This window comes from Ciceribacter sichuanensis (genome assembly GCF_024055605.1).
Lineage (GTDB): Bacteria > Pseudomonadota > Alphaproteobacteria > Rhizobiales > Rhizobiaceae > Allorhizobium > Allorhizobium sichuanense.
Window position 1 is genome coordinate 738,226 of the sequence record NZ_JAMXLX010000001.1, and the last position, 24,059, is coordinate 762,284.

General features: G+C 61.5%; 25 protein-coding genes. 9 read left to right on the plus strand and 16 right to left on the minus strand.

The genetic code is table 11. The annotated features are described in order from the left end of the window. Window positions 1-3 precede the first annotated feature (3 nt). Complete coding sequence (locus tag NBH21_RS03575) at window positions 4-1,335, plus strand: HdeD family acid-resistance protein (RefSeq protein ID WP_250912560.1); 1,332 nt, start codon at window positions 4-6, stop codon at window positions 1,333-1,335. Further along, window positions 1,332-2,489, plus strand: a complete 1,158-nt coding sequence (locus NBH21_RS03580; RefSeq protein WP_250912561.1) for an MFS transporter — start codon at window positions 1,332-1,334, stop codon at window positions 2,487-2,489. Before NBH21_RS03575 ends, NBH21_RS03580 begins: the two co-directional genes overlap by 4 nt. A 46-nt stretch (window positions 2,490-2,535) precedes the next feature. On the opposite strand, the gene NBH21_RS03585 is transcribed toward NBH21_RS03580, so the two are convergent. The 4 genes from NBH21_RS03585 to NBH21_RS03600 form a co-directional block, all read right to left on the minus strand. Next, a complete protein-coding gene (locus tag NBH21_RS03585; protein ID WP_250912562.1) occupies window positions 2,536-3,381 on the minus strand; it encodes a polysaccharide deacetylase family protein in 846 nt (281 codons plus the stop codon). A gap of 101 nt (window positions 3,382-3,482) precedes the next feature. Continuing rightward, entirely contained in the window at window positions 3,483-5,369 is a 1,887-nt protein-coding gene (locus NBH21_RS03590) for an ABC-F family ATP-binding cassette domain-containing protein (protein WP_250912563.1), read from the minus strand. A gap of 124 nt (window positions 5,370-5,493) precedes the next feature. Beyond that, window positions 5,494-6,594 (minus strand): GGDEF domain-containing protein, encoded by a 1,101-nt coding sequence (locus tag NBH21_RS03595; RefSeq protein ID WP_250912564.1) that lies wholly within the window; start codon window positions 6,592-6,594, stop codon window positions 5,494-5,496. Between the two features lie 195 nt (window positions 6,595-6,789). Beyond that, window positions 6,790-7,299, minus strand: coding sequence for a DinB family protein (locus NBH21_RS03600; RefSeq protein ID WP_250912565.1), 510 nt, complete (start codon window positions 7,297-7,299; stop codon window positions 6,790-6,792). A gap of 143 nt (window positions 7,300-7,442) precedes the next feature. Here NBH21_RS03600 and NBH21_RS03605 point away from each other — a divergent pair, with 143 nt between their 5' ends. Beyond that, a complete protein-coding gene (locus NBH21_RS03605) occupies window positions 7,443-8,126 on the plus strand; it encodes a glutathione S-transferase family protein (protein WP_250912566.1) in 684 nt (227 codons plus the stop codon). A 3-nt stretch (window positions 8,127-8,129) separates the two neighbouring features. Here NBH21_RS03605 and NBH21_RS03610 read toward each other — a convergent pair whose 3' ends face one another. Together NBH21_RS03610 and NBH21_RS03615 are read right to left on the minus strand one after the other, a co-directional pair. Further along, window positions 8,130-8,678 (minus strand): YbhB/YbcL family Raf kinase inhibitor-like protein, encoded by a 549-nt coding sequence (locus tag NBH21_RS03610; protein ID WP_250912567.1) that lies wholly within the window; start codon window positions 8,676-8,678, stop codon window positions 8,130-8,132. Window positions 8,679-8,721: 43 nt separating this feature from the next. After that, a complete protein-coding gene (locus tag NBH21_RS03615) occupies window positions 8,722-9,588 on the minus strand; it encodes a helix-turn-helix transcriptional regulator (protein WP_250912568.1) in 867 nt (288 codons plus the stop codon). 170 nt (window positions 9,589-9,758) lie between these two features. On the opposite strand from NBH21_RS03615, the gene ndk reads away from it, so the two are divergent. Beyond that, on the plus strand, window positions 9,759-10,181 hold the full coding sequence (gene ndk, locus NBH21_RS03620; protein WP_163904573.1) for a nucleoside-diphosphate kinase: 423 nt from the start codon (window positions 9,759-9,761) through the stop codon (window positions 10,179-10,181). Between the two features lie 145 nt (window positions 10,182-10,326). Here the strand turns inward: ndk and NBH21_RS03625 are convergent, their stop codons facing one another. Together NBH21_RS03625 and NBH21_RS03630 are read right to left on the minus strand one after the other, a co-directional pair. Then, a complete protein-coding gene (locus tag NBH21_RS03625; RefSeq protein ID WP_250912569.1) occupies window positions 10,327-10,812 on the minus strand; it encodes a peroxiredoxin in 486 nt (161 codons plus the stop codon). A gap of 69 nt (window positions 10,813-10,881) precedes the next feature. Beyond that, the gene (locus tag NBH21_RS03630) at window positions 10,882-11,715 is read right to left on the minus strand and encodes a protein-disulfide reductase DsbD domain-containing protein (RefSeq protein WP_250912570.1); all 834 of its coding nucleotides are present in this window, start codon (window positions 11,713-11,715) and stop codon (window positions 10,882-10,884) included. A gap of 175 nt (window positions 11,716-11,890) precedes the next feature. Between NBH21_RS03630 and NBH21_RS03635 the strand changes: the two genes are divergently transcribed. Continuing rightward, on the plus strand, window positions 11,891-12,496 hold the full coding sequence (locus tag NBH21_RS03635; RefSeq protein ID WP_250912571.1) for a YqgE/AlgH family protein: 606 nt from the start codon (window positions 11,891-11,893) through the stop codon (window positions 12,494-12,496). Window positions 12,497-12,528: 32 nt separating this feature from the next. On the opposite strand, the gene NBH21_RS03640 is transcribed toward NBH21_RS03635, so the two are convergent. From NBH21_RS03640 to thrC, 4 genes are all read right to left on the minus strand, one after another. After that, entirely contained in the window at window positions 12,529-15,381 is a 2,853-nt protein-coding gene (locus NBH21_RS03640) for an EAL domain-containing protein (protein WP_250912812.1), read from the minus strand. Between the two features lie 56 nt (window positions 15,382-15,437). After that, the gene (locus NBH21_RS03645; RefSeq protein ID WP_250912572.1) at window positions 15,438-16,052 is read right to left on the minus strand and encodes a GNAT family N-acetyltransferase; all 615 of its coding nucleotides are present in this window, start codon (window positions 16,050-16,052) and stop codon (window positions 15,438-15,440) included. Window positions 16,053-16,131: 79 nt separating this feature from the next. After that, the gene (locus NBH21_RS03650; protein ID WP_250912573.1) at window positions 16,132-17,433 is read right to left on the minus strand and encodes a M16 family metallopeptidase; all 1,302 of its coding nucleotides are present in this window, start codon (window positions 17,431-17,433) and stop codon (window positions 16,132-16,134) included. Window positions 17,434-17,454: 21 nt separating this feature from the next. Then, on the minus strand, window positions 17,455-18,861 hold the full coding sequence (thrC, locus tag NBH21_RS03655) for a threonine synthase (protein ID WP_250912574.1): 1,407 nt from the start codon (window positions 18,859-18,861) through the stop codon (window positions 17,455-17,457). Window positions 18,862-19,165: 304 nt separating this feature from the next. Between thrC and NBH21_RS03660 the strand changes: the two genes are divergently transcribed. Next, a complete protein-coding gene (locus NBH21_RS03660) occupies window positions 19,166-19,723 on the plus strand; it encodes a hypothetical protein (RefSeq protein ID WP_250912575.1) in 558 nt (185 codons plus the stop codon). 99 nt (window positions 19,724-19,822) lie between these two features. Beyond that, window positions 19,823-20,743, plus strand: a complete 921-nt coding sequence (locus NBH21_RS03665) for a diacylglycerol/lipid kinase family protein (RefSeq protein WP_342451985.1) — start codon at window positions 19,823-19,825, stop codon at window positions 20,741-20,743. Between the two features lie 39 nt (window positions 20,744-20,782). Here NBH21_RS03665 and NBH21_RS03670 read toward each other — a convergent pair whose 3' ends face one another. From NBH21_RS03670 to NBH21_RS03685, 4 genes are all read right to left on the minus strand, one after another. Then, complete coding sequence (locus tag NBH21_RS03670) at window positions 20,783-21,472, minus strand: HAD family hydrolase (RefSeq protein WP_250912576.1); 690 nt, start codon at window positions 21,470-21,472, stop codon at window positions 20,783-20,785. Window positions 21,473-21,556: 84 nt separating this feature from the next. Beyond that, window positions 21,557-22,135, minus strand: coding sequence for a TetR/AcrR family transcriptional regulator (locus NBH21_RS03675; protein ID WP_250912577.1), 579 nt, complete (start codon window positions 22,133-22,135; stop codon window positions 21,557-21,559). Next, window positions 22,132-22,479 carry a DMT family transporter gene (locus NBH21_RS03680; protein ID WP_250912578.1) on the minus strand — a complete coding sequence of 116 codons (348 nt, stop codon included), beginning with the start codon at window positions 22,477-22,479 and terminating at the stop codon, window positions 22,132-22,134. Before NBH21_RS03680 ends, NBH21_RS03675 begins: the two co-directional genes overlap by 4 nt. A 92-nt stretch (window positions 22,480-22,571) precedes the next feature. Next, window positions 22,572-23,258 carry an ArsR/SmtB family transcription factor gene (locus NBH21_RS03685; RefSeq protein WP_250912579.1) on the minus strand — a complete coding sequence of 229 codons (687 nt, stop codon included), beginning with the start codon at window positions 23,256-23,258 and terminating at the stop codon, window positions 22,572-22,574. 72 nt (window positions 23,259-23,330) lie between these two features. On the opposite strand from NBH21_RS03685, the gene NBH21_RS03690 reads away from it, so the two are divergent. Together NBH21_RS03690 and NBH21_RS03695 are read left to right on the plus strand one after the other, a co-directional pair. Next, window positions 23,331-23,660 carry an NIPSNAP family protein gene (locus tag NBH21_RS03690; protein ID WP_250912580.1) on the plus strand — a complete coding sequence of 110 codons (330 nt, stop codon included), beginning with the start codon at window positions 23,331-23,333 and terminating at the stop codon, window positions 23,658-23,660. Next, a complete protein-coding gene (locus NBH21_RS03695; protein ID WP_250912814.1) occupies window positions 23,657-24,007 on the plus strand; it encodes an antibiotic biosynthesis monooxygenase family protein in 351 nt (116 codons plus the stop codon). The genes NBH21_RS03690 and NBH21_RS03695 overlap by 4 nt, the downstream gene beginning before the upstream one ends. Window positions 24,008-24,059 lie beyond the last annotated feature (52 nt).

Consider the following 24,059-nt stretch of genomic DNA (forward strand, 5'->3'; position numbering starts at 1 on the left):
AAGATGATCAAACTTGCATTCTTGCTCATCGGCGGCAGAGCCTTTCGCGATGACTGGTGGGAGCCGGCAGCGCTCGGCAGCGCCATGATTGCATTGGCCTTTGTCATCGTGGCTGACCTCTCGGACGGCCTGACCATGGTAACGGTCCAGCTCTTCGGCCTGCTCTTTCTTTTTCAGGGGCTTTTCGGACTGCTGTCGACGGTCACGCGTGAGACCAATGCGGGCCGGTTTGCCGATGGCGTCAAGGCGCTGATCATGCTTGCGGTCGCATTCCTGATCATCGACACGCCGTTGAAGAGCGACTGGCTGCTGTCGTGGCTGTTTGCCCTCGGCTTTGCCTTTGACGGTCTTTCCCGTTTGGCGACGGTGGTGCTGGTCCGTTTTCGCCGCTGGGGCGTGGCGGCGCTTGCCAGCGGTCTGGAACTGATGCTCGCCATCATGCTCGTACTGAACTGGCCATTTCCGCAGAGGCTCAACGTGCCGTTGTGCATCAGCCTCTTCCTCGCGCTCTCCGGCGCAACGATGATCCATTTCGCCCGTGCGCTGCGGCGGCACGACAGTTCGGTTTCGATCTATTCCTTCCCCATGCTGTGCGGCCGTGGCTGGAATGAGGAAACGGCCGTCGTCATGCCGGATGACAGCCCGGATGACGATACCATCCAGAGCATGCGTATCCTCGTCTGGACACCGACCGGTGCGGCGGAGGTCGAGCCGCGACGTCCCCTTGTCGATCGCTACTTCGCGGTCCTTGACAAGGAGGGCAAGGTTTCCACCGGCCATGCGGCGGTTGAGATGGGATCCGATCTCTATATCAGCCACTGGCCGGCGGAAGAGATCGAACCGGATCGCGAGGAGATCGTCGATACCCTCTTCGCCGGGGAGGAAAACGATGTGGCCGGCCTCTTCCAGCCGTCCTACGAACAGGAAAAGATCTGCTGGACGGCTGCCGATGAAGAAGTGGCGTTCACCCGGTTCCACGCATTGCGGCTGAGAGCGTTCTGGCAAGGTTATCGCCGGCATTCCACCTATAACGTCACCAACCGCAACTGCTCGATAGCCGCGGCAGGAGCGCTTGAAGCAGCGCTCGAGGGTAGCCTCGACTGCCCGCGGCCGTGGCTGCGTCTCCTGCGACTGCTGGTGACGCCTTCCTTGTGGGAGGCCGCTTACATCCGTTCGCGGGCGGCGCACCTGTGCTGGACGCCCGGCATGGTGCTCGACTATGCGCGCGCGCTGAAGCGCCTGGTCGAGCCGGAAACCGTGCCGTGGCGTGAAAAGCTGCTTGCCCATCTGCACCATCTCGGTGCCTCGCTGAAGGCGAGGGACTTCGCCCGATGAGCGCGACGGATCTGTCCGCCGCCTCTGAAACGGGTACGTTGATTTCCCGCGTCGCAGTGATCCTGACTGTTGCCATGTTCGGGCTGACCTATTCCCTGAGTGCGCCACTGATTGCACTTGAGATGGTTGCAAGAGGCGCAAGCCAGAGCCTTGTCGGCGCGAATGCCGCCATGCATGCGATCGGTGTCCTCGTGGTGGCGTTGGTGCTTCCGGGCGTCGTGTCGAAGGTGGGGCCGCGACGCCTGATCCTGTTGTCGCTCGTCGTATCCGCGACAGTGCTGGTGGCCATCGCCCTGGTCGATAATATCTGGCTGTGGTTTCCCCTGCGCTTGTTGCTCGGCATGGCCGCGGAAGCGCTGTTCGTGCTTTCCGAAACCTGGATCAACGCGCTCAGCACGGAGAATACCCGCGCCCGGTTCATGGCCATCTACACGGCGACACTTTCGCTGGGACTCGCACTTGGTCCCTTGTTGCTTTCCCTGATCGGATCGCACGGTACGCTGCCGTTCATGGTCGGTGCCGTTATCGCCTTGGCGGCTGCATCCTTCGTGTTGTTGCCGATGGTGCGGGCGCCTGCTTTCGAAAAGCCGAGTTCCGGCAATCCCCTGCGCTTCCTCCGGCTGGCGCCGGTGGCAATCGGCGCCATTGTGCTGAATGCAGCCGTCGAGACGGCAGGCCTGTCGTTTTTGGCGCTTTATGCCGTGGGTCTTGGCTGGAATGCCGATGACGCCGCGCAACTGATGTTCGTGATGATGGGCGGAGCGATCCTGCTGCAGCTGCCGATCGGCTGGCTCGGCGATATGTTCGACCGCCGCAAGCTGGTGCTTGGCTGCGCGCTGGTGGCTGCAGCCGGTGCCGCGCTGTGGCCCTGGGCCTTGGCTTACCCGTTTGCCACCTATGCGCTGCTGTTCGTCTGGGGCGGTGTTTTCGTCGGTATCTACACGCTGACGCTGACGATCATCGGCAGCCGGTTTTCGGGCGGAGATCTCGTCGGCATCTATGCCCTCATGGGGCTGGCATGGGGTGCCGGCGCGCTGGTCGGACCGCTTGCGGCCGGTGTATCGCTTCAGATCGGCACGCACGGCCTGCCTGTCTTCACCGCCATCGCCTGCCTCGCTTTCGCGTTTGTCGTGGCATTGCGCCGGGAGGGATGACGGGAAGGGCGTCCGCTGGAAAGTGTCCGGCGGGACGGCGTCTGTGTCAGTCGGCGGACGCCAACAACATTGTTTTTTTGCGCTCGTGGCGCAGCGTCACGACCTTGTAACCCTCGGCCTTCAGGCGATCGAGCAGCATCGGCAGCATGACAGCGGTGCGCAGGTGCAGGTCGTGCATCAGGATGATGCCGCGCCCGCGCCGGTGCAGGGTCTCCATCGTGCGCTCGACGATCTCGGAGGGGGCCGATTTGAAATAGTCCTTGCTGTCGATGGCGACGTCGAGAACGACGACGCTACGCTGCGCCATGCGGGTGCGCAGGCTTTTCGAATCGGACAGGTAGGGGAAGCGGAAAAATGCCGGATCGACGCCGGTGCCGGTCTTTACCGCCAGTTCCCCCTTGGTGATGTCGGTCATGGCCTGATCGAAGCTCAGCTTGTGCAGATCGGCATGGCTCCATGTATGGCTTCCGATGGAGTGGCCGGCATCGGCAACCTTGCGGGCGATGGCCGGATGCGCCTTGGCCATCTCGCCAACCATCAGGAACGTTGCCTTCACGTCATAGCGAGCCAGCGTGTCGAGGATGCTTTCGGTGCGACCGGGAACCGGGCCGTCATCGAAGGTCAGGGCGACTTCCTTCGGTCCGAGCTTGATGTCCTGTATCGATTCGACTTCCAGCGTGCGACCTGCCAGCCCGCTCTTGGGCCGGTTTGGCTTGAACCACTCCGCAGGCTCCATGGGAACGCGTTCGCCGGCGGAAAGCGGCTTGCCCGCGGGGTTTTCCGGAGAGGCGACAAAGGCCGTCTTGGCTGACGGCCTTTCCGTCTTGGTGGAGGTGCAAGAAGCCAGGGACAAGGCAAGCAGGGCGCTCGCCGCAACGCGTAAAGAAAGCATGAATGCCACTCGAACGGAAAATGATTCGAGTGAAGTTTTATGCAGTTATGGTTAACGGTCGGTTTCCGGTCGACCCGAGAACCTGCCGGATGGACGGCGGATCAGCCCGCCATCCCATCCTCGTATTCGGCGGAAAGCTCCAGCCACTGCTCTTCGGCGGCCGAGAGCTTGGCGGCAGCCTCGCCGCGCTGCTTGGCTTTTTCCGCAGCCTTCGCCGGGCTTTTTTCGTAAAGGGCGGGATCTGCAAGTTCCGCATCAAGCGCCTGAATCAAAGTCTCCAGCTTTTTCGTCAGGGACTCGATTTCATTGATCTTTTTCTTCAGCGGCGCGAGTGAGGCGCGCTTGTCGGCGGCGGCCTTGCGCTGGTCGGCCTTGTTTACCTGGATGGCGGCGTCAGTCTTCTCCCGGTCGTCCGTCTTGCGGGCGGAAGAGACGACGAGGCTGCGATAATCCTCCATGTCGCCATCGAAGACGCTGACGGTGCCGTTGTTGACGAGCCAGAGGCGGTCGACGGTCGCCTCGATCAGATGACGGTCGTGGGCGATCAGGATCACGGCGCCGTTATAGTCGTTGAGCGCCTCGATCAGCGCGCGACGGCTGTCGATGTCGAGATGGTTGGTCGGTTCGTCGAGGATCAGAAGGTTCGGCGCGTGGAAGGCGGAAAGCCCCATCAGCAGACGCGCCTTTTCGCCACCCGAAAGATCCTTGGCGGCGGTTGCCATCTTTTCGGTCGCTAGACCCATCTGTGCGACGCGGGCGCGAACCTGCGCTTCGCCCGCAAGCGGCATCAGCCGGCGCACGTGGTCAACCGGCGTCTCGTTGGGCACGAGATCGTCCAACTGGTGCTGTGCGAAGAAGCCGACGGAAAGGTTGGGCGCGAGCTTCATCTCGCCGGCCTGAAGGTTGAGCCGTCCTGCGATCAGCTTGGCGAAGGTGGACTTGCCGTTACCGTTCGAGCCGAGCAGGGCGATCCGGTCGTCGGCGTCAATACGCAGGTTGATGCCCTTGAGGATGGACTTGCCGGGCTCGTAGCCGACGGCACCGCCGCTGATGGCGATGATCGGGGAGGCCGGCTGCTTCTCGGGTTCCGGAAAGGTGATCGGCTGGACATGGTCCTCGATCACGGCCGCAACCGTTCCCATGCGTTCCAGCGCCTTGATGCGGCTCTGGGCTTGCCGTGCCTTCGAAGCTTTATAGCGGAAACGATCGATGTAGCTCTGCAGATGCTTGCGGGCCGCGTCGCTCTTGACCTTGGCCTTCATCTGCAATTCGTCAGCTTCCGCCTTCTGCCGCTCGAACTGGTCATAGCCGCCGCGATAGAAGGTCAGCTTCTTCTGGTCGAGATGGATGATCGCGTTGACGGCGGTGTTCAGGAGGTCGCGGTCGTGGCTGATAATGATGACGGTGTGCGGATAACGCCGGACATAGTCCTCAAGCCAGAGCGTGCCTTCGAGGTCGAGATAGTTGGTCGGTTCGTCGAGCAGCAGCAGGTCCGGTTCGGAAAACAGCACGGCCGCCAGCGCCACGCGCATGCGCCAGCCGCCGGAGAACGAGGAGGCCGGGCGAAGCTGTGCCTCATGGTCGAAGCCGAGGCCTGCGAGAATGGTGGCCGCGCGCGCTTCCGCCGAATGCGCGCCGATGTCGGCGAGACGGGTCTGGATCTCCGCGATGCGGTGCGGATCGGTTGCGGTCTCCGCCTCCTTCAAAAGAGCGGCGCGTTCCTTGTCGGCGGCCAGCACGATCTCGATCAGCGGCTGTTCGGTGCCGGGGGCCTCCTGAGCCACCTGGCCGATCCGCGCATTCCTAGGGATGGTGATCGTCCCCGTCTCGGAGGCGAGGTCGCCTGTGATGATCTTGAAGAGCGTCGACTTGCCCGCGCCGTTGCGTCCCACAAGTCCCGCCTTCGTGCCTTCCGGCAGCGAGATGCTGGCATGGTCGATGAGCAGGCGGCCGGCGATGCGGGCGGAGATATCGGTGATCGTAATCATGTCTTGGCTTTTGGCCGAACTGCCGGCCAAAGGCAAGAAGCGGCCGCCGGGCTGCGAAGGGTTTCGCGGCAATCAGGCGGCCAGCGGTGGCACCGGCGCAACATCGATACGCCGGCAAGCGTGGTCAGGCGACGTTACGCCCCAGGCTGCGCGGGCGTTCCGAGCCGTAACCGGCGATAGGATGGCGAGGGGTGGTGCGGGCAGTCGCAAGCGCGGACTGGGCATGAGCGATCAGCTCGCTCGGTGTTGTCGTATCGGCGGTCATCGCATAGCCGATCGAAAGGCCGAGGGTGCCCTGGCTGCGGCCTTGCTCGGTAGCGAAGATCAGATTGTTCTCGACAGCCGTCCGAAGCCGCTCGGCAATCGCCTGAGCCTCGGTTGCGCCGACGTCGCTGAAGAGGAAGGCGAAGTCATCGCCCTCGATGCGCGCGACGAAATCATGCTTCTTGATCGTCTTGCGGAAAACGGCGGCCAGCCGCCTGAGCAGCTTGTTGCCGGCTTCATCGCCGAACTGCCGGTTGATTTCCTTGAAATTGTCGATGTCCACCAGCAGCATGGCCGTTCCAAACGGCGCGCTGTCTCGGTCGTAGAGGTCTTCCAGCCGGTTCATGAAGGCGATGCGGTTGGGCAACTCGGTCAGCCGGTCGGTCAGCACCATGGCGCGGGCGGCTTCCGCCGTGCGCTCGGCGGCCTCGATTTGCGCCAGTCCCGTCTTGAGCTTCAGTTTGATCTCGGCCTCATCGCGGATGAGATCGCGCGCAGCCGAATCCAGGAAATCGAGTTCCTCCATGATTTCGGAGAGCCCTCGGGTCTCGTCCTCGCGGATCGACTTGACGATGGATTCCAGTGCGCGGGTGAAGGTCTGCTTGCGTATGAGGCCGAACGATACCTGTTCGGCGAGACGTTTCAACGCTGCCGTTGCTTCGGACTGAACATGCTCGTCGGCAAGGCCGCAATGGCTGACCAGACGGTGCTTCAGGCCCAGATGGTCCAGTGCGATCTGGCTGGGCTGTGCCCCGAGAGCGAGGAGGTCGCGGGCGACTTCCGCATTGCGGCTCACCATGGCCTCATAGACGAGTTCGAAATTGCGCGGCAGCCCGGCAATCTGGTGCTTGGCCATGAAAGCCGTGATCTTCTGCAGGTTGTCCTGGGCGACGGGCGGCTTCTGCTGCTGCGCGTTCAGCGGCTGGATGTGCTGATGGCTGGCATTGGCATCGGACTGCATGGCTCTTCCCCCGCCGGATGTGTTCCGGTCTTTCTGCGCGATGAATGTCGTTCGTTTGTTGGGCGCACCATCCGCGAGAGAGTTCATGATTCCGTTAAGTACGGAGGATCTGAACCCGCCCCGCCTGACTTTCCGCGGAGCAGGGTTAATGCCAGATTGCTGAAGTAGCGGACGCGTCTCCCCAATAGCCGGGTGCTACAGCCACCGTTCGCCTTCGAGGCGCTGAAAGGCGATGAGATCGAGCGAAAGGCTGGGTTTGCCGAGGACTGTGAGGCACATGTGAGCCTGTCCGCGATGGTGCGTCTGGTGGTTGAAAAAATGCGATATCGCAGGCCCGAACCGATGGGTGATCGGCTTCGGTATCGTGATCGGCGTATAGCTGATCGACCCGCGAATGGCATCTTCCGTCAGGCCGTCGATCCACTCCAGAATGCGGCGGTCTTCGGAGACACGCGCCACTTCAAGCTCGGGGAAAGTCGTGTACGGCCTCTCGTTCAGCGCCGAGTGAACAGGCCCTTCGCCGGTGAAGCGCCGGAGCCACACGCGATCCGCAACGAGGATATGGCTGAGTGTTCCGAACAGCGAACCGAAGAAGGCCCCGCAGTCGCGATTCAATTCCTCCGGCGTCAGATCCCTTGCGGCAGCGTAGACGGCATTGTTGGCCCACTGGTTATAGGCCGCGAACATCTTGAACGTATCCAGCATATGGAAATCGTCTCCTTCCCTTAACGCATGACCCTAGCGCGATATTGCGACAAAGGGGCTTATGAAACCCATTAAATATAATGATTTGATCGACCGAGAACCGGCATGCATCGTATGGTCGGAACGATAACAAAGGAGAAGACATGTCCATCACGCTTTATTCCCTTTGCGGAGCAGACGTCGCCCGCCCGTTCTCTCCCCATTGCTGGAAGACGGTCATGGCGCTTCGCCACAAGGGGCTTTCCTTCTCGGAAAGGCCGCTTGCCTTCACCGCGATCCCGGCGGCCGAGAGCGGCTTTTCGAAGACAGTTCCGATCCTGAGGGATGGCGACCGTCTTGTCTCCGACAGCTTCCAGATTGCGCTCTATCTCGAAGACGCCTATCCGGATGCGCCGACGCTTTTCGGCGGCGAAGGCGGCCAGGCCATGGCCCGCTTCGTCGAGGCCTATTCCCAGACCACCATTCATCCCGTCGTCACCCGCATCGCGCTCAAGAACATTCATGACATGCTGGCTCCCGTCGATCAGTCCTACTTCCGCGAAACCCGCGAGAAATTCCTCGGCAAGACGCTGGAGGAGGTGGAGACCGCCCGGGAGACGGCTATCGCCACCCTTCCGGACGCCCTCAAGCCCTTGCGGCACATGCTGAAGGCGCAACCTTTTATCGGCGGCGAAGGTCCACTGTTTTCCGACTACATCGTCTTCGGGGCGCTGCAATGGCTGCGGATCACCACCGGATCGGTGCATCTGGCCGATGACGATCCGGTGAAGGACTGGTTCGAACGGTGCCTCGACCTGCATGGCCGCGAGGCGAGGGCGGTCGCCTGAGCCTCAGCGTCCGTAATTGACGGTGATCGACGCCTTTGCCAGCGCACTGGCGTTCGCCATGAAGCCGATCAGCGCTCCGCTGGCATTGCCGTCGAGATCGAGCTTCTCAATCGAAAGCGCCATCACGGTGAACACATATCGATGCGTCGGCCCCTGCGGCGGGCAGGCGCCGAGATAGCTTGAAAAGCCGGCATCGGCGCGGCTCTGGATTGCGCCGGCCGGCGCGCCGCCATCCGGCGTGATGCCTCCCTTGAGTTCCGTCACGCCGACCGGGATGTTGAACATCACCCAGTGCCAGAAACCGGAGCCGGTCGGCGCATCCGGATCATAGGCGGTGACCACGAAACTTTTCGTGCCCTCCGGTGCATTCGACCAGGAAAGCGCCGGCGAGACATTGCCACCGGCGCAGCCGAAGGTGTTGGCGACCTGTGCTTCGCCAAGCACTCCACCTTCCGTGATGTCCGGACTGGAAAGCGCGAACTCCGTAGCCTGAGTTGGCAGGCAGGAAAACGCGGTCAATACGGCGGCGAGAGCGAGATGTCTGAAGGTCATGATTGGCTCCTTTCGAAATGGGAGCCTGAACCTAGCGCTGGCTTTAGCCGGCTGCGGCTCTTGAGCGCTCGAATTCCGTCCCGCAACGCTCATCCTGTTCCGCGGCCACGCGGATGTCTCGTGGGGACAGTCCGAAACGCGCGCGGAAGCGGGCTGCGAACTTCGAAGCCGATTCATATCCGACATCGAGCGCCACACGGTTGATCGGCAGTTCGGTCGCCTGCAGCAATCCGAGCGCCGTCGTCATGCGCACATCGGCGATGATGTCGGTGAGGCTGGTGCCGAGGAGCGCCAGCTTCCGCCGCAACGTCTGCTCGCTCATGCCAAGCGCGGCAGAGATGGTACTCGCCAGCCATTCCCGGCCCGGCTCTTCGCGAACGAGACCACGGATCCGCAGGCAGAGGTTCTCCCGCGGGTCGGGCGTGAGGTTTATCCCGAGCGCCTGCAGCCGGACGACCAGTTCGCCGAGGATGTGCCGGTGTATTCCGATGGTGGTTGCGCTCTCGTCGGCTATCGCGAGGCGAGACCGCTCCAGCGCATCGAGAAATCCCGCGTCCGGTTCGATGCGGATGGCCTCGCACGTGGAATGTACGGCCGCCTCGGCATAAAGCGAGATCAGGGCGGGGGAGAAGATGTAGGCATCGGAGTGATAAGCGCCGTTCTCCTCGGCTCCGTTGATGACGGTGCATTCAAGGCCCTGCGGCAGAAAGATCGCGTCGCCGGGACCGGCCGAGACATCGGTCTCCTTGCTCAGGATACGTTTCCAGCCGCTCTTCACATGAATGACCGAGGGCTGGTCGATGAGGAAATGCCGGAAGCGACCGGTGGAGGCCTGCAGGATCGAGCAATGGACGGCAATATCCGGCAGTACACGCGTGTAGCGTCGCGTAGTTTCGGAGAATTTCTGCATGATCTTTCCACTACGATGCCGGGCCGAAATGCCCTTTGGAAGGGCGCGTCTGGGCCGTTTCTGGTCCGATAGTATGACGGTCGCGTGAAATTCGTCCATCCCCCTTGTCTTCGCGATTCGGGGCAGGTAGAAACCGCCCACTTTCCCCATGAGACAAAAGGATGAGACTGATGGCGATTGAACGCACCTTCTCGATGATCAAGCCGGACGCAACCAAGCGCAACCTGACGGGCGCCATCACCAAGGTATTCGAAGACAACGGCCTGCGTGTCATCGCTTCGAAGCGCGTATGGATGAGCAAGCGCGAAGCCGAAGGCTTCTACGCTGTTCACAAGGAACGCCCCTTCTTCGGCGAACTGGTTGAAGGCATGACCTCCGGCCCGACCGTCGTTCAGGTCCTGGAAGGCGAAAACGCCATCCTCAAGAACCGCGAACTGATGGGCGCCACCAACCCGGCCAATGCCGACGAAGGCACCATCCGCAAGCTGTTCGCCCTGTCGATCGGCGAAAATTCCGTTCACGGTTCGGATGCTCCGGAAACCGCCGTTCAGGAAATCGCTTACTGGTTCGCTGAAACCGAAATCGTCGGCTGATTCAGCTTATGAGGCTTCGGCCTCAACCGATTGATCAGAATCGAAAAACCGGAGTGGCGACACTCCGGTTTTTTGTTGGGCGTTATCCGCTCACAAAAAAGCCGCGGAACCTGCCGCGGCTGTTTTTGTCTTGTCGGCGCTCTGTTCAAAGCTGCTCGATCATCGTGGCGGCAGCGGAAACGGTCGCCTGACCGGGATTTTCCTCGATGTTGAGCGACTTCACTACGCCATCTTCGACCAGCATCGAATAGCGCTTGGAGCGGACGCCAAGGCCACCGCCGGAAAGATCGGCGTCGAGGCCGAGCGCCTTGGTGAAGGAAGCATCCCAGTCGGCAAGGAAGTGGATCTTGCCAAGGCCGCCGGACTGCTGGGCCCATGCGCCCATGACATGCCAGTCGTTGACGGCGATCACCGCGATATCGTCAACGCCACGCGACAGGATGGCATCGCGGTTTTCCAGATAACCCGGCAGGTGGTTCAACGAGCAGGTCGGCGTAAACGCGCCGGGCACGGCGAAGAGCACGACGCGCTTGCCGCCAAAGAGCTGCTCAGTGGTGATCTCGACAGGACCGTCGGCAGTCTTTTCCTTGAAGGTCGCCTGCGGCAGCTTTTCGCCGATGGAAATCGTCATCAAATTGTCCTCGCTGGATTGGACCCGATCGTTGCCGGGCGATGTGTCGGCAGCGACTATAGATTGAGGTTAGTCAAAGGCAAGTGTGCTTTCCATCGCCCTGTTACCCGAGAGGACGAGGATACCCCAGGTCTTTCCGGCGATCTTGTAATTGCGCGGCAGCTCCTCGATCGGCATCGAAATGGCGAGCTTGCCGCCAGCCGCGGATACGACCTCGTAGTCCATGAAGACATGGCCGCTCGGCCCCGTGACGAAGACCTGCGGGTGATTGTCCGGGGAGGGGAGTTCGAGCGACAGGTCGAGCCGATCGAGTGCCCCGCTCATCTGGTGGCTATCGACCCCGAAGTTGCCGGATGCCGGTTCGGGCAGGGCTCTCCGTGCGGAGGCGAGGATGGCATCCTCTTCCGGATCGCTCGTCGCGTCGAGCGCGACGGTGAGTTCCGCCTGAAATGGAATACAGATGTTTTTGCAGATGCCGATGAAGACATTCGCCTTCACCGTGTCTGTTGCAGTCACCGCACCCTGTATGGTGAAGGGGAGGGTGACGGCGGTATCGTAGCCGATGTCTCTTATGTCTCCATTATCAATGCGCTTCGGCACGGGAAAGGAAATCTCGCCAAGCGTCAGCTGGCTCTCGGGATCGAGGCTGATCGCCGGCGGAATGCCGGCATCGCCCGGCTCGCGCCAATAGGTGATCCAGCCGGGCGTCGGCTCGATCTGCAACGCTGCCTGCAATGTTCCGTCGGCTGCCGCCGGCAGAACCACGAGCCGCATGCGCCCGCCTTCATTGGTCGCCCATTCGCTGCTCGCCGCCTGTGCGCTACCGGCATGAAGCATGGCGGCTGTCGCAAAGGCTGTCACGAAATGGCGAAAACGAGGTGTTGGGCGGGATAGGGTGCTCATGATCCTGCGTTTAATGCATTGTCAGGAGCCTAGCCAGTAACGGTTTTCGGCCCTGATGTCATTTTCAGTTGATTGCCGGGGCAGTCTGCCTCATCCTGCAACAATGAGTGACTATACGCTTCGTCATGAAGCGTGCATCGTATGTCTCGATGGCGGATGACGCTGGAGGTCCAGCATGGCTTTATCGACGTTGAAGAAAGATCGCGAGCGCGGCTTCCTGGATGGCCAGTTTCTGATAGCCATGCCTGGGATGACGGATGGAAATTTCGCCCGTGCTGTCGTCTACATTTGCGCCCATTCGCAGGCCGGCGCCATGGGTTTCATCATCAATCGTTCCCAGCCGGTGACGTTCGCCGATGTGCTCTTGCATCTCGAACTGATTGACAAGAACGATGCGATCATGTTGCCCGATCACGCCCGGCATTTTCCCATCCAGAGTGGCGGGCCGGTTGAAACGGGACGTGGTTTCGTTCTCCATTCCGACGACTACCTGAGCGACAGCAGTATCCCGATCAGCGATGACATATCGCTGACGGCAACGCTCGACATCGTGCGCGCGATTTCAGATGGTCGCGGTCCACGCCGGGCCACAATGTTGCTCGGTTATGCCGGCTGGGGACCGGGCCAGCTCGAATTCGAGATTGCCAACAACGGCTGGCTGAATTGCGCAGCGACAGAAGAACTGATCTTTGATCGCGTTCTCGACAGCAAGTATGAGCGTGCGCTGGCCCTGATGGGCGTAAGCCCCGCAATGCTTTCGATGGAAGCCGGCCACGCCTGAGCGCGGCCGGATTTTCTGATCAGGCCCGCCAATCAGGCCCGCTTTGTCAGCGGAAAGCGTTCGCGTAGCAAACGCAGAACGGATTCTGCGCCAATCGGTGCGCCATAGAGATAGCTCTGACCGTAATCGCATCCCATTTGGGCCAGCTCCTGACCTTCTTCTTCCGTCTCGATGCCTTCCGCCACGACCTTCATCTCCAGGCCACGGGCCATGGAGATGATCGATTTCAGCAGGACGGCGCGCTTGTCGGAATGGTCGCAGACGAGAGCCTTGTCCAGCTTGATAGTGTCGAACGGGAAGCGCGTGAGATAGGCAATCGAGGAATAGCCGGTGCCGAAGTCATCGAGCGCAAGGCTGATGCCGCTATCCCGAAGCTTGCCCAGTACGAGGCGCGCCTGTTCGGGGTTTTCCATCACGACGGATTCCGTCAGTTCCAGCTTCAGACGGCGCGGGTCGCATTGGGTCTTGGTCAGCATGGCGCGGATGTCGTTGTAGAGTTCACTGGAAAGCAACTGGGCGCTAGACAGGTTGACGGACACGAAGATCGGCACGTCGCCCGTCTGCTTTTCCCAGTCCGTCAGATCCGTCGTGGCGCGCTCCAGAGCGAACATGCCGAGCGGTTCGATGAGGTCGGAAGCTTCCGCGATCGGGATGAACTCCGAAGGCGGAATGCTGCCGCGCTTGGGATGATCCCAGCGCATCAACGCCTCGAAGCCGGCAACCTCGCCATCCGCAAGCCGCATGATCGGCTGGTAGACCATCGACAGTTCCTTGCGGTCGATGGCGCGGCGAAGATCCGTTTCGAGCTGCAGGCGATCCGTGCCGCCGGCGCGGAAGGCCGGGCGGAAGGGCTCGACACGATTGCCGCCGGCGCGCTTGGCGCGGTACATTGCCAGTTCCGCGTCGGACAGCAGGCCGGTGGCGCTTTCCTGCTGATCGACCCATGAAACGAGGCCGATCGAAGCCGTCAGGATAATCTCCCGGTTGGCGAAGTTGATCGGAACCATGATCGCCTTGGAAACGGCATCGGCGAAATCTGCGACCTTGGCCGGATCGCGTTCCGAAACCAGGATCAGACCGAACTCGTCACCGGAAAGGCGGGCAAGCGTGTCCTGTGGCTTCAGGAGACGCCGCAGGCGGCGGGTGAGCGCGATCAGGATATTGTCGCCGGCGGAGATGCCGAGACTGTCGTTCACCTGCTTGTATCGGTCGATGTCGATTGACATCACCGTCGGTCGCAGCGCTTCGGAGCCGTTTGCAAGCGCCAGCACCGACTGGAGGCGGTCGAGGAAGACCTCCCGGTTAGGCAGGCCGGTCAGATTGTCGTGCATGGCGTCGGCAAGCAGACGGTCGACGGAATTTTTCTGCTCGGTTACGTCGATGATCGTGCCAACGCAGCGGATGACTTCGCCGTTCGAACCGAGCACCGGCCGCGCCCGGATCTTCAGCCAGTGGAAATGGCCGTCCTCGGCGCGGATGCGGAATTCATGGTTCAGCCGGCCCTTGCGATGTTCCAAGAGCACGTCGAGCGTGGCGCGGAAACGGTCGCGGTCATCGGGATGAAGCCGCGGCAGCCAGTTGCGCGCCGGGCCATGCATGGTTCCCGGAGAAAGGCCGAGACGGATAGAAATGTCGGGGCTCGTCACCACGCGGTCTCGCGCGACGTCCCAGTCCCAGACCGTATCGCCGGACCCGGTGAGCGCGAGCGACTGGCGTTCGAGATCGGAAAACAATCCCTGCTGGTAAGCACCGCCGGCAAAGGCGTGCTGCATGACGGTAAAGCCGATCAGCAACACGATCAGAACCAGGCCGCCGCCCAGCGCCGGCTGGATGATGTCGTTGTCCAGCCGTCCGGTAATCGTAAGCCAGCCGCCGAACAGCCAGACGAGGAGCAGTGCCCAGGTCGGCACGAGAAGAATCGCGCGGTCGTAGCGGTTGAAGCCGAGATAGATGATGAGCACGATGCCGGCGGTGGCGGTCAGTGCAAGCGATAGTCTCGCGATGCCTGAGGCGACGGAGGGGTCGTAGATCGCCACGCCGAACAGCAGACCAAGACCGAGGATCCAGGCGAAGGTCGCGTATCCCAAGTGTACGTGCCAGCGGTTTAGGTTCAGATAGGTGAAGAGGAAGATGACGAGGCTTGATGCGAGCGCCACCTCCGCGCCCGCTCGCCATATTCGCTGGTCGCTGGAGGTTACGCTGATAAGCTTCTCGAGAAAACCGAAGTCGACGCAGATATAGGCGAGCACCGCCCATGCGAGTGCCGCTGCCGCCGGCAGCATTGAGGTTCCCTTGACGACGAAGAGGATCGTCAGGAACACCGCGAGCAGGCCGGCAATGCCGAGCACGATGCCGCGATAGAGCGTAAACGCGTTGACTGTATCCTTGTAGGCATCCGGCTCCCACAGATAGATCTGCGGAAGCTGCGGCGTCGAGAGTTCGGCGACGAAGGTGATGACCGCGCCGGGGTTGAGCGTGATGCGGAAGACGTCCGCTTCCGTGCTCGGCTGCCGGTCGAGCGCGAAGCCTTCCGACGGCGTGATTGCGATGATGCGCTGCGAGCCGAGATCCGGCCAGAACAGCTTGGAATTCACAAGACGGAAATGCGGGGCGACGATCACGCGCTCCAGCTGCTCTTCCGAAACGTTGGCAAGCGCAAAGACCGCCCAGTCGCCCTGATGCTGCGGCGAGCTGGACCGGACCTCGATGCGGCGGCGGATACCGTCGGCACCGGCGGCTGTGGAAACCTGAAAGGCGTCGCCCTGATTGGTGTAGATCTCGGTTGTCGCGGTGAGGTCGAGCGCCGTGTCGTCACGGGCGATCTTCACCGGCTCGGCGGCATTCGCGGTCGTCGCGAAAAGGACCGCGAGCACGAGCATGACCATGGCGAAAGCTGCCGCCAGCGTCTGGCCGGCGGTTGGCTGCCTGTTATCGGTAAGTTTCATGAGGGCTCTTTGCCGCCGTTGTCCGTGGCCCGATCCGCTAGAAGCGAATAGATGGCATGGTCGCGCCAGCGCCCGTTGATCTTGAGATATTCCCGCAAAAGACCTTCCCGCTCAAATCCGGCTTTTTCGAGCAACCTGATGCTGTTGCCGTTGTCTGGAATACAGGCTGCTTCGATCCGGTGCAACTCAAGCACCCTGAAGATATAGGGAATAGCCAGTCGAAGTGCGGCAAACATATGGCCTTGGCCGGCATATCGCTCGCCCATCCAGTATCCGATCATGCAGCTTTGCGAGGCGCCACGGCGTATGAGGCCGATTGTCAGGCCGCCGAGAAGAATGTCGTCCGGCCTGTGGAAGAGAAAGAAGGGGACAGCCAGACCCGTGTTGAATTCCTGTTCGTTGCGCAGCACGCGCGTCCGGTAGGAGCTTTCGGTCAGTTCGTCGGCCCGCCATGTCGGTTCCCACGGCTGCAGGAAAGCCCGGCTTTCGCTGCGCAGCTTGTGCCACTGGTCGAAGTCACGATAGCGCGGAAGGCGCAGAAAATGGTTTGGCCCATAGAGTTCAGGGGTTTCCGGCTGCCGCGACAGAAACCGAAAGACCGACCGTGTCATGCCATGCCCCCAAAAAGGCGAGGGCGGTCATGAGCCGCTTGCTCGCCGGCAACCCCTTGCCCCTGTTTACGCGCAGTTATCAGCCGGCCGCCTTGAGACCCCCGCTGGCATTGCCGCTCGAAAGAGCCCGTGTGATTTCGTTCATCGGCGCAAGCTGTTCGAGCGGACCGATGGCCGAGAGTGTCGGTACGGTCTCGAAGAACAGCCGTCCGGCAAGATCCGTCAGCCGTTCGGTGGTGATCCCTTCCAGCCGCTCCATCATCTCCTGATTGGAAATCGGGCGTCCGTAGAGCATCATCTGCCGGGCGATCTGGCCTGCCCGCGCCGCAGGGCTTTCCTGCCCCATGAGCAGTTGCGCGCGGATCTGGGCCCGCGAGCGGTCGATCTCCTGCTGGTTGATCATCTCCGACGACTTCCTCAGTTCGTCAATGATGACGGGAACGAGTTCCGGCAGGTTCTCTCCGCCGGTGGCGGCGTGAACGCCGAATATGCCAGTATCGGAAAAGCCCCAGTGGAAAGCATAAACGGAGTAGCAGAGCCCGCGGAATTCACGCACTTCCTGGAACAAGCGAGAGGACATGCCTCCGCCGAGAATGTTGGCAAGGATCTGCGAACAGTAAAAGTCGCGCATGTGATAGGCGCGGCCTTCGAAACCGAGCAGCACCTGCGCATCCATAAGGTCACGTTCTTCGCGGGCCTCGCCACCAAGATAACGGGCAGTTTCGAATACTGGCGGCACCGCAGGCTCCGTCCGAAGTCCCGAGAACCGTTCCTCCACCTGGCGAACGAAGGCGTCGTGGTCAACAGCGCCGGCGGCAACGACGAACATTCGGTCGGTCGTGTAGTTGCGTGAAAGGTAGCCCCTGATCTCGTCGCTGGTGAAAGACATCACAGTATCAGGCGTACCGAGAATCGGCCGTCCCAACGTCTGCCCGGCAAAGGCGATTTCCGAGAAGCGGTCGAAGACCACGTCGTCGGGCGTATCGTTGGCCGCGCCGATTTCCTGCAGGATGACCTGCTTTTCGCGCGCCAGTTCCTCTTCGTCGAAAACCGATTCGGTCAGAATGTCGGCGAGGATGTCGACCGCCAGCGGCACGTCATCCTTGAGTACGCGGGCGTAGTAGGACGTGGTTTCGGTGGACGTGGCGGCGTTGAGTTCGCCGCCGACATTCTCGATTTCCTCGGCGATCTGGCGAGCGTTGCGTCGCTGCGTGCCCTTGAATGCCATGTGTTCGAGAAGATGGGCGATGCCGTGCTCCCCGTCGGTTTCGTTGCGCGAACCTGATTTGATCCAGGTTCCGAGCGCGACACTTTCGAGATGCGGCATCTTCTCGGTCACGACCGTCAGCCCAGAGGGCAGCCGGGTACACTCAACATTCATCGATCCGTCTTTCTGCGCTTCTCAATTGTCTGTGCGGGCATGTTCACCGACAAAGGTTTCGACGGCTTTAAGTTCCGCGTCCAGGATGTCGAAACGCTCCTCCCTGGTCATCAGATCAGCAAGCCACGCCGGAAGCGCCGGGTCAATACCGCTTGCGGATTTTACTGCAGCCGGAAACTTCGCCGGGTGGGCTGTGGAGAGGGTGACCATGGGGCTGGAGGGCTTGGCGAACTTGGACGCGACATACACGCCGACGGCGGTGTGCGGATCGATCAGGTAACCGGTCTGGGCCAGTGTATCGCGGATCGTGTCGGCCACCTGCTTTTCGCTGGCGCGGCCGGAGCGGAAGTCTTTGCGGATCGCCTTCAGCGCATCGGGCTTGATCTCGAAGGAACCGGACTGTTTCAGGCTCTCCATCGAGGAGCGGATGGCGGCATCGTCACGGTCATAGGCTTCGAACAACAGGCGTTCGAAGTTGGACGAAATCTGGATATCCATCGACGGCGATGTCGTGGCCGAAACGCCCTTCATCTCATAGCGCCCGGTCTTGAGCGTCCGGGCGAGAATGTCGTTTTCGTTGGTGGCGATCACCAGCTTGTCGATGGGAAGCCCCATCTTCTTGGCGACGTAACCGGCGAATATATCGCCGAAATTGCCCGTCGGCACGGTGAAGGAGACCTTGCGGTCGGGCGCGCCGAGCGAGATCGCCGCGGTAAAGTAATAGACCACCTGCGCCATGATGCGGGCCCAGTTGATCGAGTTGACGCCGGAGATCTTGTAGGTGTCGCGGAAGGCGTTGTCGTTGAACATCGCCTTTACCAGGTTCTGGCAGTCGTCGAAATTGCCCCTGACCGCGATGGCGTGAACGTTGTCTGCCTTGGAGGTCGTCATCTGCCGTTGCTGGACAGGCGAAACCTTCTCATGCGGGAACAGGATGAAGACGTCGGTGCGGGCGCGGCCGGCAAAGGCGTCGATCGCAGCGCCGCCGGTGTCGCCGGAGGTCGCGCCCACAATGGTCGCCCGTTCGCCGCGCTCGGCCAGGACATGGTCCATCAGGCGGGCGAGAAGCTGCATGGCCACGTCCTTGAATGCCAGCGTCGTGCCGTGGAACAGTTCGAGTATAAAGGCGTTCGGCCCTGTCTGCACCAGCGGGGCCACGGCCGGATGACGGAATGTGGCATAGGCCTCGTCGATCATCGAGCGGAATGTGCCGGCCTCGATTTCTCCGTCGATGAACGGGTGAAGCACCTCGAAGGCGATGTCCTGATATGTCTTGCCGCGAAGCGCGCGAATGTCCTTCTTCTTGAGGTGGGGCCATTTGCGCGGCACATAGAGGCCTCCGTCACGGGCGAGACCCGCAAGCAGGGCGTCACTGAAACCGAGGCTTTTGGCCTCTCCGCGGGTCGAGATATATTCCACGATGGTCATCCTTGGTCAGAAAAGGTGGGGCGCGTTTGGGTGTCCGAGACTATGACGTTTCGGGAACGGAAGTTCGTCTTTTTGCGCCAGACAGGCCGGTCGGATTTCGCAGGCACGGCAGTCGCGAACAGGTTGGTCCAGGGTGGGGCCGTGCCCCTGAATGCCGACGGTATTGAAATTCGAAGCAAAACGCTGGCTACCCAATCGATTTTTCGCTGCGCCGCTGGTATAGACCATCCTCCCAGGGCATGAAAAGGCCCAAATGGAATGGCTTTTGGCTTCTCGAAGCTCAAGAATGCGGAAGGTGCATATCGTGTCTGTGAAGATGTCGCGCGGGCTGTTGGCCGCATTTTCGATGATGGTTCTTGCGGGCTGCAACGCCGGCAATCCCGGCGGCGCCCTTGGTTCGGCTGCAGATAAGCCGGAAGCTAGTGCCGCTGCTCCGGCTGTATCGCCGGTCGTGCAGGGCTTCTGCCCGACGATCGCGTTGCGCGACGGCACGTCCTACTACCGGACCTACGCAAAGGGCGCGAAGGACGACGCGACCAAGGTCGTCTATCAGGCCTCCCTTGCCGATACGACCCGTTCCTGCGCCCGTAGCGAGACGGATCTGACGGTCACGGCCATGGTTCAAGGCCGTCTTCTGGCCGGCCCGGAAGGCAAGGCCGGCTCCGTCAACCTGCCGATCCGCGTTGCGGTGACGGATGGCGACAACGTGCTCTACTCGGAGCTGACCCAGCATCCGGTGGCCTTGGCCGATGCCTCGCAGCCGACGCAGTTCATCTTTTCCAAGCAGGTCACCATTCCGGCGACGGCAAGCGGACTGACCAAGGTCTTTATAGGTTTCGACGAAGGTCCGAAGAAGAAGTAACACCGTCGGCCAAAAGAGCCGCCGCGCTCGAAAAAAAGAAAATAAGCAAAGGTTGCCATCCGAAATGGATGGCAAGACACCACATGCCGGGGGGCATAGGTGAAAACTGGAATAGTCAGAAATCCCGTGTCCGGCGGGAGGGCGTCTGCGCGCGCGTGGTCGGCACTTCTTCAGGCGTTGAGTAGACGTTTCCCGGATATCGATGTTCGCGAGACCACGGCTGCCGGACAGGCGGCGTATCTGGCGCGCGAACTTGTTGCGTCCGGTTGCGATCTCGTCATTGCGGTCGGTGGCGATGGCACCGTGAGCGATGTCGTCGACGGTATCCTCTCCTCCAGTCGGCCGAAAACGCCATTTTCCCTGATCCCCAACGGAACAGGTTGCGATTTTGCCCGCAATTTCCGCCTGGCGAATACCCCTCAGGCCATCGCGAACCAGATCGCCGAGGCTCCCGTTCGCTTCATCGATGTAGTGCGCATCAGCGGCCCTGCGGTAGACGGCGGCAATATCCTTCGCCATTTCGCCAACATCGCGAGCGTCGGCGTTTCAGGTGAAATCGTCCGCAGCATGAACGAGGCGCCCCGCAGTCGGCTGTTGGGCGGCTCGACGCGATTCATGCTCTATTCTGCGCTCGGGATCATTCGATATCGGCCGCAGTCGGTGCGGGTCGTCGTCGATGGTGAGGAGGTCTATGCCGGAGGGGTGACGGTGGCGAGTGTTGCCAATGGCGCATGGTTCGGCGGCGGCATGCATGTCGTTCCCCAGGCTGACCTGACGGATGGCCTGCTCGATGTCGCCGTGATGAGGGCGACCTCCAAGATCGGTCAACTTGGCCTGCTGGCCCGGCTTCCCAGGGCAGCGCATGTCTGCCATCCCCTGCTGAGTTTCCACAAGGGGCGTTCGGTGGAGATCACGCCTCTCGACGAGGGACGCTTTTCCTGCGAAGCGGATGGAGAAAACCCCGGCCTGAAGGCGATGCGGGCAGACATCCTGCCGGCAGGCCTTGCCCTCCGCATCTGACGATCGCCGCCTTGGTAGGCGGGCCGGGGAACCGGCAGATCAGATCGCTCCGGCCCAGTTTTCCATTGCGGCGATTACTGCCGGGAGATCCGTCATGCGCGAGATCACAGTTTCTGCACCCGCATCGGTCAGCCGGTCGGCGTGCGAAGGGTAAGTGTGAGAGGCGCCGGTGAAGCCGATCACCCGCATGCCGGCGGCGCGTGCCGCATGAACGCCATGTACGGAATCTTCCACGACGACCGCCTTGTTGGGAGCAATGCCGAACTGTGCTGCGCCATGCAGGAAGATGTCCGGCTTCGGCTTGACACGGTCGGGGCCGAGATCCTTGGCCGAATAGATGTGCGACGCGAAGAATTCCTTGATGCCGACCTTGGTCAGCATCATGTCGAGGCGGGCGGAAGAGGAGTTCGAGCAGATACAGCGCGGTCCCTTGAGACGGGAAAGCGCGAAGACAACGCCGTCGATGATCTTTACTTCCCGCGCAAGGCGCTGGTCGAGCAGGGCTTCCGACTTGTCGAGCAGGCTCGCCGAAAGCGGAATGTCGATTTCCTTCTCGATGGTGAGAAGGATGTCCTTCCACGTCATCCCGGCAAAGCGTTCGCCCATTTCCTCGACGCTGATGGGATAGCCCGCTTCATTCAGAAGCTTGGATTCGACCCGGGCCGCGATGATCTCGGAATCGACGAGCACGCCGTCGCAATCGAAAATGGTAAGGTCGAAACCGCTCATGATGGGAGGTCCTGTCGGATGTCGTTTGGAGGAGGCCTCACCTACACGAAGAGGCTGCAAAGGACAATCCGCAAGTGACGACCGTCAAGCGTCCGGCGATGTCTGCGAGGTGAGTGCGAGCAGCTGCCGTTCGATGTGGGAGAGGTCACGGACCGTTTCCCGGTCTTCCTGCAAGAGGTCTGCGAGCCAGACGCCATCGGCGGCAAGGCGTGCGATTTCCAGCATCGGCGCGTCATCCGTCGTCCGGTGCTCGGCAAGCTTTCGCTCCAGCCATTGAGACCAGAGTTGCCGAAGGGCGGGCTCTGAAATCATGGAAACCGAAAGAGCGGCCCAGGGGCTGCTGTTTCCAAGCTTGCGGTCGGCGAAGATCGCCCTGACATAGGCGCGGGTGAAGCGCCCGCGCGTCTCGCCATCCTCCGCCATGTAGAGGTCGATTTCCTGGTCGAGCTTTTCGAGCAGGTCGGCGAAGACGGCCTCGACAAGCGCCTGCTTGCTGGCGAAATGATGCAGGAGACCGCCCTTGGTGACGCCCGCCCGATCCGCCACCGCCTGAATGGTGATCGCGGCCGGTCCGCCTCCGACTGCCAGTGCTGCCGTTTGATCGAGCAGCGCACGGCGAACCAGTTCCGGCTGTTTCCGTCTGGTGTAGGCGCTTTCCGTCATCCGTGCGTGACCGAGTTGGAGAATGCATTCATCACGATCACACCAGCCACGATCAGGCCGATGCCGGTCATCGCCGCCGGATCAAGCGATTGCTTGAACACGAAGACGCTGATGAGGGCGGTGAGGATGATGCCGAGGCCGCCCCACATTGCATAGGCGATGCCGAGCGGCATGCCCTTGAGGGCCTGTGACAGCAGATAGAACGATACGGCATAGAGCGCGACCATGGCAACGGTCGGCCCAAGCTTGGTGAACTGGGCGGATTTTTGCAGGAAGGTCGTACCGATCACTTCACAGATGATGGCGCCGGCAAGCGAGCCGTAGGCAAGGACAACGGGATTCATGGATGGATCTCACATTCAGTTGCCATAAAGATACCGTCTGGTCGGTATCTTTTCAAGAGGTGCTGATATGGGCCATGAAAGAGCGGGAAGTTTCAATCTGCGGTGGGAAACATGGCGGCGAATCGCCGTTCGCCTTCGGGACTGAAATGGATCACCCTGCTGCCGTTCTCCCGGCGCGCGAGGCCGGCATCGAGAAAATGGGAAAGCAGCGCCCGCCCGAGAGAGCCGGAGAGATGCGTGCGCCGCTCGCTCCAGTCGAGGCAGGCCCGGCAAATGGGTCGCCTGAGGGCCTTCAGCATGTCGACGTCGATACCATGACCGGCGACCATCTTCTCTCCGGCCTCTGTCAACTGCGGATGCTCTTCGTCGCCTGCGATTGCGCCGGTTGCACGCAGGCTGTCGAGCATGCGAACGCCATAGTCCCCGGCAAGGTGATCGTAGCAGATCCGTGCCTTGCGCAGCGCCGGTTCCTTCGGTCCCGTCCGGTGCCGGAGGTGACCGCGGCTTGCGGCAAATCCCATCAGGCTTTCGATCAGGGCTCCAACGCCGGCATCGGCGAAGGTGAAATAGCGGTGGCGACCCTGCTTGCGTTGGCGGATCAGGCCGCCTTCTTCAAGCTTGGCGAGGTGCGAGCTTGCGGTCTGCAGCGTGATTCCGGCTGCACCGGCAAGCTCCGTCGCCGTCAGCGCGCCACCTCCCATGAGTGAAAGCAGCATGTTGGCGCGGGCGGGGTCGCCGATCAGGGCGGCGATGCGGGCAATGTCCGGTCCTTCTTTCATACTTCGATCGTAACCGAAGCATGCCTTGCCGGCAACATGGCAGAAGGAGGTAGACAGCAAAGGAGAATACCAATGATTACCTGTGTCATCCGCTACGAGATCGATCCCTTCGCCAAGGAGGAATTCACCACCTACGCCCGCAACTGGGGTGAGGCCATTCCGCGTTGCGGCGCCGATCTCGTCGGATATTTTGCGCCGCACGAGGGCTCGTCGACCACCGCCTACGGCATCTATCATCTGGAAAGCCTTGCGGAATACGAGGCTTATCGCGCCCGGCTTGCCGAGGATGCCCTCGGGCGGGAAAACTATCAGTTCGCCGCGCGCGAAAAGTTCATTATCCGCGAGGATCGCCTGTTCCTGAAATGCGTGTCCACGCCTCATGCGACGAGGGCGGTGCGGTGATCGCCGTGATCTTCGAGGTGGTGCCGACATCCGGCGCGCGTGACGCCTATCTCGATATCGCAGCGGAGTTGAAGCCCCGGCTTGAGGATGTCGATGGCTTCCTTTCCATCGAGCGTTTCGAGAGTCTTTCCACGCCGGGAAAAGTCCTGTCTCTATCCTTCTGGCGGGACGAGGAAGCGGTGGCGCGCTGGCGCAATCTTCCCGAACATCGCGCCGCCCAGCGGGCCGGAAGGGAAGGGGTCTTCGCCGACTACCGGCTTCGGGTTGCTCATGTCCTGCGTGACTACGGTCTCGACCGGCGCGATGAGGCGCCGGCGGACAGCAGGGCAATTCATTCCGCATCGTGATGCTGCCGCCCGGCTTGCCTCGACAAGCCGGGCGGTGCCGACTATGCATGTC